Source organism: Shewanella sp. GJ50-10, from assembly GCF_055808815.1.
Map to the genome: position 1 here is coordinate 563,252 of NZ_JBVVSS010000001.1, position 14,146 is coordinate 577,397.

Consider the following 14,146-nt stretch of genomic DNA (forward strand, 5'->3'; position numbering starts at 1 on the left):
TTTTTCTGATAGGATTAGATACAACTATAACGTATATTGTATTACTTTATGTCTAGCTCTTAAATTTCATGACTGTTAAAAGGTGACTAAACTTATGGCAACGCAACCTATATTGCTAACTGAAGCCGAGATTTCACTGTTAAGTAAAGAAGTCGGTCGTTCAAGCCTGATGGGCAAAACCATTGCGGCTAACCAGAAAGATGTCGATGCATTTATGCAACTGCCAATTGATATACCTGGGCATGGTGAAGCGGGTGGATATGAGCATAATCGCCATAAGCAAAATTACACCTATATGAATTTAGCCGGTCGATTATTTCTGATCACTAAAGAACAGAAGTATGCAGACTTTGTCATTGCTGTATTAGAACAATATGCAGATAAGTACCTGACATTTGATTTCCACGTTCAAAAAAATACCAACCCAACAGGGCGTTTATTCCATCAGATTTTGAATGAGCATTGCTGGTTGTTTTACACCAGTATTGCCTATTCTTGTGTGGCTTCACAAATGAGCGAAGCACAACAAGAGCGCATTAAAGCGCGAATTTTTGAACCTATGCTAGATATGTTCACTGTTAAATATGCCCATGATTTTGACCGCATTCATAATCATGGCATATGGGCGGTAGCCGCAGTGGGTATATGTGGTTTAGCTATTGGTAAGCGTGAATACTTAGAGCACGCTGTATACGGTTTAGACCGTGATGATACCGGTGGTTTCTTAGCGCAAATATCACAGTTATTTGCCCCATCGGGTTACTACATGGAAGGCCCGTATTACCACCGTTATGCAATTCGTCCTACTTGTGTATTTGCAGAAATCTTGCATCGTCACATGCCAGAAGTTGATATTTACCAATACAAAGACGGCGTGATTGGCAACACAGTTCAAGCATTATTATCTACTGCTTACCCTAATGGTGAATTCCCTGCATTAAACGATGCTTCTCGCACTATGGGTATTACCGATATGGGCGTGCAAGTTGCAGTCAGTGTTTACAGCAAACATTACGGCTTAGATGACAACTTACTAGGCATGGCAAAAATTCAAGATGCAGTATGGATGCACCCATGTGGTTTAGCATTGTCACAAGCATTTGAAAAAGCCAGTGAAGAACGTGAAATCGGCATGCCGTTCTGGCCAAGTGTTGAGCTTAACGAAGGCCCTGAAGGCCAAAGTGGCGCACAAGGTTTTATCCGCATGCAGGATAAAAAACAAGACGTATTCCAACTGGTGATGAACTACGGTCAACACGGTATGGGTCATGGTAACTTCGATACTTTGGGTATTACTTACTTTAACCGTGGCCAAGAAGTATTACGTGAATATGGCTTTGGACGCTGGGTAAACGTAGAGCCAAAATTTGGCGGCCGTTACTTAGATGAAAACAAATCATATGCTCGTCAAACTATCGCACATAACTTAGTGACGATTGATGAAACCTGTCAAAACTACTTTGATGTAGCCCGTGCTGATGGCGTACATGGTATTCCGCATTTCTTCGCCGTCGACAGTGACAGCATTAAAGGCATGAGTGCTTTTGCAAATGACCATTACGATGGATTCACCATGCAGCGCAGTGTGTTTATGCTAAACATTGATGAGTTAGAAGCGCCATTACTGTTAGACCTTTACCGCTTAAATGGCGAAGGTGAGCATCAATACGATTACTCGCATCAATACGATGGCCAGATTATTCGCACTAACTTTGACTACACCACCCATAAAGAGCTCGACACCTTAGGTGACAAAGACGGCTACCAACATTTATGGCATGTGGCAGACGGTAAAGTGAATTACACAGCATTAGTTAGCTGGCTGCAAAACAACAATTATTACACTTGGTTGGGTACAAGCTCTAACGACAACGAAGAAGTTATCTTTACTCGCACAGGCGCTAATGACCCTAGCTTCAATTTACGTAGCGAGCCTGCTTTTACGCTTCGTAGTAAAGGCGGCAATACTTTATTCGCCTCAGTGTTAGAGACGCATGGCTACTTTAATGAAGAGTTCGAGCAGTCTGTTAATGCTCGTGGTCAAGTTAAAAACATCAAGGTGATTGGTCATAGTGAAGTGGGTTCAGTCGTTGAAATTGAAACAGCTGAAAGCTTAGTTACTGTGATGATTAGCAACCAAGCAGATGCAACTAACACCACTGAACATCATATTGATGTTAACGGTCAAATCTTTACTTGGACAGGCTTCTACGCCGTTTCAAGCACCGCAATCTCAGCCACAGCGCAGGAGAAGTAAGATGAGCTATCAACCATTATTAATTAGCTTTGATGAAGCCATCGAGCTGCGTAAAGAATTAGGCAAAGATACATTGCTTGGCAATGCATTAAGCCGCGACATTAAACAAACTGACGGTTACATGGTTGAAGTCGGCATTGAAGTGCCAGGCCATGGCGAAGGTGGCGGTTATGAACATAACCGTCATAAGCAAAACTATATTCATATGGATCTTGCGGGTCGTTTGTTCTTAATAACTGAAGACACTAAATACCGTGATTACATTGTCGATATGCTAACTGCATATGCAACCGTATATCCAACGCTTGAAAGTAACGTCAGCAAGGACTCGAACCCACCGGGTAAGTTGTTCCACCAAACGTTAAACGAAAACATGTGGATGCTTTACGCTTCTTGTGCATATAGCTGTATTTATCACACGTTAAGTGACAGCCAAAAACGTTTAATCGAAGACGATTTATTAAAGCAAATGATCGAAATGTTTGTGGTGACTTACGCCCACGACTTCGACATTGTGCATAACCATGGTTTATGGGCGGTTGCGGCAGTAGGTATTTGTGGTTACGCCATCAATGACCAAGCGTCAGTTGATAAAGCACTATACGGTTTAAAACTTGATAAAGTGAGCGGCGGTTTCTTAGCTCAGTTAGACCAATTGTTTTCGCCAGATGGCTATTACATGGAAGGTCCTTATTATCACCGTTTCTCACTGCGTCCAATTTACTTGTTCGCTGAAGCAATTGAGCGTCGTCAACCTGATATTGGTATTTATCAGTTCAATGACTCAGTCATTAAAACGACGTCTTATGCAGTATTTAAAACCGCATTCCCAGACGGTTCTTTACCTGCATTAAACGATTCATCGAAAACGATTTCGATCAACGATGAAGGCGTGATCATGGCAACATCTGTGTGTTTCCATCGTTACGAGCAAACTGAAACCCTATTAGGTATGGCTAACCATCAACAAGATGTGTGGGTTCATTCTTCAGGTCAGACATTATCAACAGCTGTAGCCAATGCAGACAACATTAAACCGTTTAACTGGGGTAGCTTGTTTGTGACCGATGGGCCGGAAGGTGAGAAGGGCGGCGTGAGTATTTTACGTCACCGTGATAGCCAAGATGATGACACTATGGCACTAATTTGGTTTGGCCAACATGGTAGTGATCACCAGTACCATTCGGCGCTAGATCATGGTCATTATGATGGTTTGCATTTAAGTGTATTTAACCGTGGTCATGAAGTCTTAAACGACTATGGCTTTGGTCGTTGGGTAAACGTTGAGCCGAAATTTGGTGGCCGTTATATCCCTGAAAACAAATCTTACTGCAAACAAACCGTTGCCCATAACACGGTAACCGTAGACCAGAAAACGCAAAACAACTTCGACACAGCAACAGCTGAATCTAAGTTTGGTCAAAAGCACTTCTTTGTGGCAGATAACCCTGCACTGCAAGGTATGAGTGGCGTTATTAGCGATTACTATGATGGCATTACTATGCAGCGCAGCGTGATATTGGCTGAGCTTGAAGAGTTTGAAAAGCCGTTAGTGATTGATGTTTACTTAATCGAAGCCGATGCTGAGCACCAATACGACTTGCCAGTGCATTACAGTGGTCAGATTATTCGTACTGACTTTGACTACCAAGTTGAAAGCAAGTTACGCCCATTAGGCCAAGATAATGGTTACGAGCATTTATGGAATGTAGGTAGCGGTAAAGTGGAAGCCAGTGCTTTAGTGACTTGGTTACACGACAGCAGCTACTACAGCTTAGTGACGAGTGCCGTCGAAAACAGCGAAGTGATTTTTGCTCGCACTGGCGCAAATGATCCAGACTTTAATATGCGCAGCGAACCTGCATTTATTATGCGTCAGTCAGGTAAAAACCATGTGTTTGCCTCAGTGCTTGAAACCCACGGCTACTTTAACGAGTCTACCGAAGCATCACTAAATGCTCGTGGTGAAGTGAAGTCAGTTAACGTAATGGGCCATGACGACATTGGTACGGTTATCCGTATCGAAACAGTTAAAGGTAACGACTATTACTTTGCGATTTCAAACGAACAAGAAGCTAAACATGCTGAAACGCGCACCGTGAAGTTTGACTCGCATTACTACACCTGGACAGGCGCATTCGCTCAAATTGAGCCTACGGATGTAGAACCTGAATAATCAGCACTTGAATAAGCAACTTCAGCTTAAATAGATATTAAGCTAGAGAGTAAAATGGGAAGCAATAGAGCTTCCCATTTTTTATGGATAAAAAGCGGTTTTATCGCTAACTATTAATCTGGCATCCCAAAGGTGTTGCGAATAGATTGTGTGATTAAATCTCTAAACCATTTATGGGGCTGGCTACTCAATGTGCGTTTATGTTCAATCAAATAAATATTAGTGATGTAAGGCAGGTGGTTAAAGGTTTTAATCGCTTTAAAGTTTGCTCCGTCCGTTGCGTCTTGTTCAAGCAAATGCCCTGCAATCATCAGTCTATCGGTTCCGTGAATTGACTCCACTAAGGTTGAAAGCTGCCCTGATTTCAATGCCACATTTCTACTTTTTCCTTGCGCCATGAGTTCAACATCTAAAGTATTGAGGTATTCGCCAGTGGAGCGAATATCTAATGATAAATCGACGAATGCATACTTAAGGCAGTCATCGATACTAACGTTGTCCATTTGCAATAATGGATGGTCTGCTGCGCCATAAATCACTGGATAAGTGTGTCCGACCTTTTCAGAGTAGTACTCATCCGCAATGACCGTATCTGTGACGTGGATAGAAAAATCTACTGAGCCTTCTTTAAGCAATAAACTGGGATCAATTGCTGAAGGGTACTCTTCAAGAGTCACTTTAGGTGCTGCTAAGTTTATTGCTTTAGCAATAAGCGGAGTCATGAGTTTGCTCATTAGCGGTGGCGTTGAAATTCTAAAGGTCTTTTCACACAATGCAGGAGAAAAGTTTGAACTATTCACTAGGCTGTCGATGGAGAACAAGATGCTATCTAACTGGCTTTCAAGTTCTAAGGTTTTAGCGGTGGGTTGCAGCCCATTAGATTCTCGATAAAACAACGGATCATCAAAAACATCCCTTAGGCGTGCCAGTATTCGACTCATCGCAGGTTGCGATAAGTACAGCTTTTCAGCCGCACGTGACACATTTCTTTCTTTAATTAACACGCTTAACGACACCAATAAGTTCAAATCGATGCGTGATAATTCTTGTTCAAGTGTTTTCATTATTTACCTTAATGCTCATGGAGTGCTGATACCGCAATACTCATCACTCGCAATTAAGCGGCGCCTCTGTAGTGAAACTCATATCGCTTAATAATATTACCAATAAGTATATCAGATATTAAATTTTATGATTTCCGTGGATATCATTTTTTGGCTAATATTCATCCAAGCTTGAAAATAGCATCTAATTAAACAACTTCACAGGAGCTACACCATGAAACTATCACCAATTACTCGCGGTATTTTATTCAGTGCAATTGCGACAGTGAGCTTTGCTTCTGCAGCGCAAATAGCATCATCAGCTACAGAAAATCTGAATGGCTTTTTTGTCGAAGGTGGCAGCATAGTGACAGCTGATACTTATCCTACACATGAGACTTCACATCAACTTCTAAAAAACCAAGACTTGGTTGGAGTGAATAAGTTTTTGCATAAGCGTCAGTTAACGCCAACTAATGAGCAACCCGTGGTACGCATGAATCGCGACACTTACTACTCAATGGCGGTCGTCGATATTTCGAAAGGAGCAACAGTGACAATGCCAGAGCTTCCTAAAGGTAAATACATTTCAGTGCAGCCGATTACAGAAGACCATCGCATTCAACCTATGTATTACGGTGCGGGTACCTTTAACTTATCAACTCACATTGGAGACCATTTATATTTAGTGGTGCGACTTGATGCTACCTTCACTGAAGCTGAAGCGGCCATGTATCAAGAGCAAATGAGCATTAGTGCCAATAGCGCTAATAAGTTTACCTCTGAAGCGGTAGATAAAGCCTCTTTCAAACGTGTTGAAGATGAGCTTAAAGCTAAAATGCCGATGATTAATCAGCGTGATGGTAGTGATGCACTGCAAGGTATGTTTACTGATGTTGATGATGAATCAAATCAGATATTTACCCAAGAGAAGTATGAAGTGGGCGCAGCGATAGGTTGGGGCGGTGCTCAAGCTCAGGATAACATTTACGAAGTGTCAGGTAATTTCCCTGCTCAAACGTGTCATCAGGCTACTTTTGCGGACCCTAACAACCACGCATTTTGGTCTATCACCATATATAACAAGTCTGGGTTTATGTTTAACGATGTCGCCAATGTCAGCTCAAATAACGCAAAGGTGAACAGTGATGGCACTTATACGGTGAGCTTTGGCTGCGGCGCAGATGCGATAAATAATATTGCTACAGACAATGACTCTGGAGTGTTCAATATTGGTATCCGCCATTATCAGCCAAGCGATAAAGTAAAAATGGATGGATATCGCATCCTACCGCTGGTAAAAGCTCAGTAGTAAGAGACATTGATTAAGGGCTTAGTAGTAAAAGCTGGCGAGACGTAAGCCCAAAATGGGAAGCAATAGCTTCCCATTTTTTATGGCAGTAAGTTATGCCCTTATCTGTAACTCTTTTAACTTGCTTGAAGCGCTATGACTTTTAATAAATTTATATTATCAATACTATAAAATATAATAATTTTTGTTTATTTAACTAAAGGCTTAATATTACCTCATCGAAACAGAACACGAATTAACCAAACGAATTTTGAGGTAAGTTATGAAAATGAATCACGTAGGAATCATGGTTGGCGACATGAACAAAGCTGTTGAGTTTTACACTAAAGCACTTGATATGAAAGTGGTTATGGGTAACACCAAAGTCAAAGAAGAGCGCGAAACTGCTATCGGTAGAATGTGTATTGCAGTATTCGGTGAGGGCTTTAAAGGCTTTAACATTGCTCACTTACTCACATCAGACGGTATCGGCTTTGAGCTTTTCGAAATGAAACAGCGCCAAGAGCGTCACGAAGTTGATTTCTCTCGCATCGGTATTTTCCATTTCTGTTTGCAAACAGACGACTTTCACGGTGTGATTAAACGCACCCAAGAGCTTGGCGGTAAAGTACGTATGGACATCATGCGCTACCACCCAGAAAGTGACAACAACACCGCACAAATGGTGTATCTAGAAGACCCATTCGGAAACTTATTCGAATTATATTCGCACACCTATGAAGAAACGTACGCTGCAGATTACGAGTAATCTAGCGACAAAAAGTACAAGGCCGACTATAAAGTCGGCCTTTTTTGTTATTGGGGTTAACGAGTCATTACTTATAAAGGCTTTCAACATATTGATTTGTTGGTTCAGCTAAAAGATCCTGAGGGTGATCGCCGCCAAATGTTGCCCACTTACTTTGGCCTGAATAAGTCGAGTTACCAATTTCTTTTTTGGTTTTGGTGTCATAGGTAATGATTTGGATTTCTAACTTATCGGATTTACCTGACCACTCAGTTGAGCGATCTTCCCAATGTAGAATAATGGGCTGAACATAATAGCCGAACATTTCACTATCAATGGTTTCTAAGCATTTCATTGCTTCACAATCTGAAGTGACAGTGACTTTTTGAGCATTTTTGCTAAATGCACTTCTAACAGCATTTGCCGTCATGCGACCTGAGTTTTGATATTCTGTTTGCTCATACCAACCATTCTCAGGCGTTGAAATTAACACGCCAAGATTTCGATCTAACTTAACCTCTGGGGTTTGCAATTCACTTCGCTGATAAGAAGAGCTACAACCCGATGCAATTAATAAGGTTAACCCTGCAAAAATAATATTACGCTTCATGTTAATCACTCCTTTGATACTTCAAATTTATTTGTCTGCTTTAAAGAGCTTTAGTTTCAAACTACATTAATAACTAACATATTACATATTGATGCCTATTAGCGTAAGCAACTTCTAAAAACACATGAGCCTTATTTATTTGAAAGGGTTATTGCGTCTAGTTTGGGCTAATTACTTTGACATCAACAGATAATGTGAGGATGGGGAGTAGTGATACTTAAAAGGTTTGAATAAACAAACCTCTTAAAAATTGATTTGAAATCAATAACTCAGCTTTTCAGCATCATGATGACTAAATTCTTTCACGGCTTTACGGGCTAAAAAGCGAAATGGAAATGCTTTAATGATTTCTTCAAAGGGTTGAATCGCAAATGCCCAGAATATTGATGCATCAAAATACAAAATAAGTAGGGCACATAAGGGGATTGATATTACCCACTGCCCAGTGAAGTTGATTTTAAATACTGCTGTTGTGTGTCCCATGGCTCTGAGTACATGACCATGAACTGTGTTGTAACCTCGCACCAGTGGCAAGATGATATAAATAGGCGCGATGATGGCTAACGCTTGGTAAGTTTCGTCTGCCATATCTGGATAAATATCTGCAATCCAAAAACTTAATACGAAGAAAAATCCCATGGTAACCAGTGATATTGCCACTGCCAATCTGATGCTGATATTAACGTTTTCTTCTAAATCATGGAGCTTTTTAGAACCAATTGCTTGGCTTATTGATATAGCTGAAGAGTGGGCCCAAGCCGTTATAAATTGCCCGCCAGCTCGCATCCAAGGTAAAACAAGAGTGATAGCAACATAAGCATTAATCGATAATTGTGAGTAGAGCAGCTGATAAACACTGACGCCAATAGAGAGCATAGTGACATTGGCGGCCACAGGGAAAATCTCAATAAAATGCTTGCGCATATTAATGAGTCCTTCTTGCGGATTTACTGCTAGCTTAAGGTTGATGTTATCAAGGGTCGATACGCACAAGGCGAGATAAATAAAGCGCACAAAAATAGCGACTAAACTACCTACTGCAGCGCCTACCACACCTAGTTCAGGGGTAATGTTAGTGCCATTTATTGCGATGCCGTAAATAAACGCATAGGACAAGGCGGCATTTATTGGTAGCTCGATTAAATAGCCTTTGAAGGCGATTTTTGTTTTCCCTAAGCTATTGAATAACGCAATACAAACTTGGGTGATGGCATTAAATAACACCACATATTTGGCGACACTTAAGTAGCGAAGCACCTCAGCTTGTAAGGGTGTATTGCTGGTGATCAGTTCAACAATTGATTTTTCAAATAGTAATAGTATCGACCAAAAAAACAGTGCTACTGAGAAGTTGATGCTCATGCCTGACCAGCATGATTTTGTTAGTGCGAGGGCGTTTTTTGAGCCTACTGCGCGGCTCATGACTAATTGCGAACCATTTGCCAACGCCATTTGAATACCCATGATAAAGGCAACAATGGTGGTCGCAATACCCATGGCGGCTAATGGAATTTCTCCGAGTGGAGAGACTAACAAGGTGTCGATCATCAGCATTGATTGCATGAGTAAGGCATTTAGCGCCAACGGCCATGCTAAGGCAATGTTGTTACGAACATATTGGTTGCGAATATAGCGATTAATGAGCTGCATGCTTACCTACAATCATTAATGGTTCTATCATGAATTCTTCCTTGAATTAGGGCTTCTGCTAGTGAGTTACTTTACTGTCATTCTTAATCGATTTTGTGCAGAAGCCACTTCGGTGACTTAAATAAACTTGGCGGCTTATACCCCAGGAACCTCTGAGAAACGCTGGTTGTCGTCTTTTAATAATTGCTGACAGTAACTGCGGGCTTGCTCGGCGTCGCCAGACATAATGGAGTCATAAATACCTTTATGCTCATTAATACAAAAACGACCGCCTTCTGCCGAGTGATCAATAAACAGCTTAAAGATGGTAGTTAAAATGTTACCAAACGGGATATAAAACTGGTTTTCAGTAGATAAGTAAATCGTTTGATGGAACAAATGATCGTTAATCGTCCACTGTTCATAATCGAACTCTTCTGCCGCTTTGATCATATTTTGCATCAATACTGACAACTGTTTGCGTTGTTCAATTGTGGCGTAGGTTGCTGCAAGGGCGCAGGCTTCAGGTTCAATTGCTTTTCGTAAGCCTAAAAACTTGCTTAAAAACACTTCAGTATTTTCAAGTCCTTGGATCCAGTCTAATAATTGCGGATCAAGAAAGTGCCAGTTAGCACGTGCTCTGACTGTGGTACCCACTTTAGGTCGCGATTCAATTAAGCCTTTCGCTGATAATAATTTCGTTGATTCACGCAAAGCTGTGCGGCTCACACCAAACATTTCACATAAATCCATTTCACAAGGAAGTCGTTGCAAAGGTTCGATTTCACCTGACAGTATTTTACGGGCAATTTGTCTAGCGACTTGCACGTGGACTCGTCTGCTTGAATCTTCTACTTGTATGAACATGATCTCTCGATCCTTTTTAAATATGAAAACTGGCTCAAAAATATCGATATGCTCAGAACATTGGTAAACAAAAACGCGCCTAGCGTAGTTGATTGATGTCAGTGTCCATCACAGATAGTGATAAAAGTGGTATTACTTGTTGGCGACAATAAACCTATATAGATTTACTGCTTAAAAGGCTGTTATAGAACGGGGTATTAATGAATTTGATACATATCAAATCATGTTTATACCGTAACAATAGAGTGAGCATATAACGCCTAGTATCTAGGTTACTGGTACAACGCGTTGCTAAAAGGCTTACCCTTGTACCGAAATATGGACCGGTAACGCTCATCTTTTCCTGTTGTATTATACTACAATATGTGTGGGTTTTAGAAAACCTGTTTATGTTATCAAGGGGTGTTAAAAGTTGTTGTAACTCACATATATTAATAATATTTGTATTTTTATTGATTTTTTTTAATCATTTTTTAATCGATAAAATCAGCGGTAACGGCCTTTTATTGTCGTACAAATTGAGTGGGTTTGCGAGTCTATAGGTTAAGGTTTAGCTAAGTTATTCAGTTATAACAAGTTTGTATGTCTCGCGCTGTGTAACATTCCAAAGTTACCAATTGATTAAAATTTGTAAAGTTATGATTGTTATGAAAAAGAATAAATGACTCTGCTCAGAAGCGCGTTAGTTTCATATTCTATATTGTCGTTAGCGATTTTATCTCTTAATGAACTTGCTTTTATTTGTATGATTTAAGCAAGGTAAGTGTGATTAAACTTGTTATAAATCAGTCGTAAAGTGCAAATCGATAGCATTTTAGTCTCATATTTATCATGCTATATTACGCCGATAATTCTTAAAAACAGCGTTGTGAAAACAAAATGTCGACTGGCTTCAATTCAATATCAGGGGCTAAACGTAGCTTGCATTTACACGTTGCCCGCGAAATCGCCCGTGCCATCCTTTCTGGTGAACTTGCTCAGGGCAGCATTATTCCGAGCGAAATGGTGCTGTGTGAACAATTTGGCATCAGCCGAACTGCACTAAGAGAAGCGGTAAAGTTGCTGACTTCAAAAGGCTTACTGCAATCACGTCCTAAAATTGGTACTCGAGTTGTTGAAAAGAGCAACTGGAACTTTTTAGACCCGCAATTAATTGAGTGGATGGATGGCCTGACTGATATCAATGATTTTTGTAATCAGTTCCTAGGTTTTCGCCGCGCTATTGAGCCAGAAGCCTGTGCTTTAGCGGCTCAAAATGCCACGGTAGAGCAGCGCAAAGAGCTGTCGTCAGTATTCCAACAAATGAGTGAATTAAACTCAGCGCCAGTACTAGACAATGAAGCATGGATTAAAATTGATATTCAATTCCATCGAATTATTTTCTTCTCAACAGGTAATGATTTTTACCTGCCGTTTGGCAATATCCTTACGACCATGTTTGAGCACTTTATTGCCTACTCATCTGAAGAAGGTGGCACCTGCTTTAATGAGCATAAATTGATTTATGAAGCGATTATGATTGGTGATGCCGCTAAAGCGCGTGAGATGTCTCAAGATCATTTACAGTCGATTAATCACCGAATCGATGAATAAGTTGTCATTGTTTTACTGTTAAATATACAAAAGACACCCAATAAAAAACGCAGACTTAGGTCTGCGTTTTTTTATGGCTAGGCATTATTTGGGTTAACTCACTTAATGCTTATAGCCAGTGAGTTAACCTGATGCCGTTTAACCTTATTTTGCTTCAGCTTCTGCCGCTGCTTCATCCTCGATTTTACTATCAACCGCATTGACCAATAACAAGCCAACAGAGAGTACAATTGCACCACATAATACGAATATCATGCGAGACCAGAATGGGTTAGGTAGAAGGAACATTGCCATAACAAAGATACCTGCTACTGCGATTAGGGTACCTAACATACGACGTTGCTTGTTATCCAATTGCTTCTGAGCGTTACCTTCAGATACTAGCGGTGTAGCTAAGTTTTCGAAGAACTTATCAACATTCTTTTGACGTTCTTCAGTCAAAGGTTTGTAGAATAAAGTTGAAGCAACGAAGAAACCAGCAGTGAACACAACGTGCGCCATCAGACCAATTGCTACCGTTAAGTCAGACCATTCACGTCCAGTTAATGCATGTTCAAGACCCAGTGCGTTTTCAACCATTTCAGCAGTAATAACGAAGCCGACAATGTAAGAAACAAAGCCACCTACAACGAGTGTTCCCCAAGCTGCCCAGTCTGGTGTTTTCTTAATAAAGAAACCACAGAACGCTGGAATTGTCATTGGGAAGCCGATTAAGGCACCTACATACATCATGGTATCAAATAGGCTTAACCCTTTTAGTGAGTTAATAAATAACGATACTAAGATAATGGCAATACCAAAGAAGGTCGAAGTCAGTTTAGACACTAACATCAGCTCTTTTTCACTAGCATGTGGACGAACCACTGGCTCGTAGAAGTTTTTAACAAAAATACCAGAGTTACGGTTAAGGCCTGAGTCCATAGATGACATGGTTGCTGCAAACATGGCAGCAATCAATAAGCCGACCATACCAACAGGCATGTACTCTTGTACGAAGTATAGGTATGCAAAGTCAGCTGCTTTACTACCTGCTTCAGGGTATATTGCTGCTAAATCGACACCAGAACCTGCTAAGTACCAGCTAGGTAGGAACCAGATAACAGGACCAATACTCATTAGAATACAGGCAAGTAATGCCGCTTTTCGTGCATTTTTAGAATCTTTTGCTGCTAAGTAACGGTACGAGTTCAACATGTTGTTGGTAATGCTGAACTGCTTTAAGAAGATAAATACAGCCCAAACACCAAAGATACTTAGGTAATTTAAATCACCGCCAGATACAAATGAATCTGTCGGGAAGTTATCAATAATATTGGTGATACCACCGCCATGAACATAAGCCATCACCGCACAGGTAATTGTCACCGCCATGATGATAACCATTTGCATAAAGTCAGATGCGATAACCGCCCATGATCCACCCGTTACCGACATAACTAATACAACCAAGCCTGTGAGTACGATGGTGGTGGTCATATCAAAGCCGAAGATACCCGATGCAATAATTGCTAGTCCATTCAACCAAATACCAGCAGTGATGACGCTGTTAGGCATGCCTGTCCAAGTAAATACTTGCTCATTGGCATTACCGAATCGCATACGAATCGCTTCAATTACCGTTACAACGCGGAGTTGGCGGAATTTAGGTGCGAAATAAACGTAATTCATTAAGTAACCAAAGGCATTGGCTAAGAAAAGAATCGCGACACTAAAGCCATCTGTGTAGGCTTTACCGGCGGCGCCTGTAAATGTCCATGCGCTGAATTGGGTCATAAAGGCAGTTGCCCCTACCATCCACCACAACATACTTCCGCCCCCACGGAAATAGTCACTGGTATTGCTTGTAAATGTTCGGAACATCCATCCTATTGCAATTAAGAATAGAAAATAGATACCTACAATGATTGTATTTAGCTCCATTTTTATAACCTT

10 protein-coding genes are annotated in these 14,146 nt (G+C 40.8%); 5 read left to right on the forward strand and 5 right to left on the reverse strand.

Translation table 11 applies throughout. The features are described from left to right. The first annotated feature begins 94 nt into the window (after positions 1 to 94). Together AC0L4E_RS02285 and AC0L4E_RS02290 are read left to right on the forward strand one after the other, a co-directional pair. Positions 95 to 2,257, forward strand: a complete 2,163-nt coding sequence (locus AC0L4E_RS02285) for a heparinase II/III domain-containing protein (RefSeq protein WP_473677820.1) — start codon at positions 95 to 97, stop codon at positions 2,255 to 2,257. Position 2,258: 1 nt separating this feature from the next. Further along, positions 2,259 to 4,433: a heparinase II/III domain-containing protein gene (locus AC0L4E_RS02290; protein ID WP_473677821.1), complete on the forward strand. Its 2,175-nt coding sequence runs from the start codon at positions 2,259 to 2,261 to the stop codon at positions 4,431 to 4,433. A 113-nt stretch (positions 4,434 to 4,546) separates the two neighbouring features. Here the strand turns inward: AC0L4E_RS02290 and AC0L4E_RS02295 are convergent, their stop codons facing one another. Then, complete coding sequence (locus AC0L4E_RS02295; protein ID WP_473677822.1) at positions 4,547 to 5,497, reverse strand: LysR family transcriptional regulator; 951 nt, start codon at positions 5,495 to 5,497, stop codon at positions 4,547 to 4,549. A gap of 214 nt (positions 5,498 to 5,711) precedes the next feature. On the opposite strand from AC0L4E_RS02295, the gene AC0L4E_RS02300 reads away from it, so the two are divergent. After that, the gene (locus AC0L4E_RS02300) at positions 5,712 to 6,788 is read left to right on the forward strand and encodes a DUF1254 domain-containing protein (RefSeq protein WP_473677823.1); all 1,077 of its coding nucleotides are present in this window, start codon (positions 5,712 to 5,714) and stop codon (positions 6,786 to 6,788) included. A 262-nt stretch (positions 6,789 to 7,050) separates the two neighbouring features. Then, the gene (locus AC0L4E_RS02305) at positions 7,051 to 7,536 is read left to right on the forward strand and encodes a VOC family protein (protein WP_473677824.1); all 486 of its coding nucleotides are present in this window, start codon (positions 7,051 to 7,053) and stop codon (positions 7,534 to 7,536) included. 67 nt (positions 7,537 to 7,603) lie between these two features. Here the strand turns inward: AC0L4E_RS02305 and AC0L4E_RS02310 are convergent, their stop codons facing one another. The 3 genes from AC0L4E_RS02310 to AC0L4E_RS02320 all read right to left on the reverse strand — a co-directional run bounded on the left by AC0L4E_RS02310 (position 7,604) and on the right by AC0L4E_RS02320 (position 10,621). Beyond that, positions 7,604 to 8,125: a DUF4823 domain-containing protein gene (locus AC0L4E_RS02310; RefSeq protein WP_473677825.1), complete on the reverse strand. Its 522-nt coding sequence runs from the start codon at positions 8,123 to 8,125 to the stop codon at positions 7,604 to 7,606. A gap of 261 nt (positions 8,126 to 8,386) precedes the next feature. Continuing rightward, positions 8,387 to 9,775, reverse strand: coding sequence for an MATE family efflux transporter (locus tag AC0L4E_RS02315; protein WP_473677826.1), 1,389 nt, complete (start codon positions 9,773 to 9,775; stop codon positions 8,387 to 8,389). A 135-nt stretch (positions 9,776 to 9,910) separates the two neighbouring features. Next, positions 9,911 to 10,621 carry a FadR/GntR family transcriptional regulator gene (locus AC0L4E_RS02320; protein ID WP_473677827.1) on the reverse strand — a complete coding sequence of 237 codons (711 nt, stop codon included), beginning with the start codon at positions 10,619 to 10,621 and terminating at the stop codon, positions 9,911 to 9,913. A gap of 879 nt (positions 10,622 to 11,500) precedes the next feature. Here AC0L4E_RS02320 and AC0L4E_RS02325 point away from each other — a divergent pair. After that, entirely contained in the window at positions 11,501 to 12,214 is a 714-nt protein-coding gene (locus AC0L4E_RS02325) for a FadR/GntR family transcriptional regulator (protein ID WP_473677828.1), read from the forward strand. 144 nt (positions 12,215 to 12,358) lie between these two features. Here AC0L4E_RS02325 and AC0L4E_RS02330 read toward each other — a convergent pair whose 3' ends face one another. After that, positions 12,359 to 14,134 carry a sodium:solute symporter family protein gene (locus AC0L4E_RS02330; protein WP_220752672.1) on the reverse strand — a complete coding sequence of 592 codons (1,776 nt, stop codon included), beginning with the start codon at positions 14,132 to 14,134 and terminating at the stop codon, positions 12,359 to 12,361. Positions 14,135 to 14,146 lie beyond the last annotated feature (12 nt).

Coding starts and splice junctions, on each gene's coding strand:
- AC0L4E_RS02305 (WP_473677824.1), top strand. CDS start 7,051: ATGAAAATGAATCACGTAGGAATCATGGTTGGCGACATGAACAAAGCT.
- AC0L4E_RS02300 (WP_473677823.1), top strand. CDS start 5,712: ATGAAACTATCACCAATTACTCGCGGTATTTTATTCAGTGCAATTGCG.
- AC0L4E_RS02290 (WP_473677821.1), top strand. CDS start 2,259: ATGAGCTATCAACCATTATTAATTAGCTTTGATGAAGCCATCGAGCTG.
- AC0L4E_RS02310 (WP_473677825.1), bottom strand. CDS start 8,125: ATGAAGCGTAATATTATTTTTGCAGGGTTAACCTTATTAATTGCATCG.
- AC0L4E_RS02295 (WP_473677822.1), bottom strand. CDS start 5,497: ATGAAAACACTTGAACAAGAATTATCACGCATCGATTTGAACTTATTG.
- AC0L4E_RS02330 (WP_220752672.1), bottom strand. CDS start 14,134: ATGGAGCTAAATACAATCATTGTAGGTATCTATTTTCTATTCTTAATT.
- AC0L4E_RS02320 (WP_473677827.1), bottom strand. CDS start 10,621: ATGTTCATACAAGTAGAAGATTCAAGCAGACGAGTCCACGTGCAAGTC.
- AC0L4E_RS02315 (WP_473677826.1), bottom strand. CDS start 9,775: ATGCAGCTCATTAATCGCTATATTCGCAACCAATATGTTCGTAACAAC.
- AC0L4E_RS02325 (WP_473677828.1), top strand. CDS start 11,501: ATGTCGACTGGCTTCAATTCAATATCAGGGGCTAAACGTAGCTTGCAT.
- AC0L4E_RS02285 (WP_473677820.1), top strand. CDS start 95: ATGGCAACGCAACCTATATTGCTAACTGAAGCCGAGATTTCACTGTTA.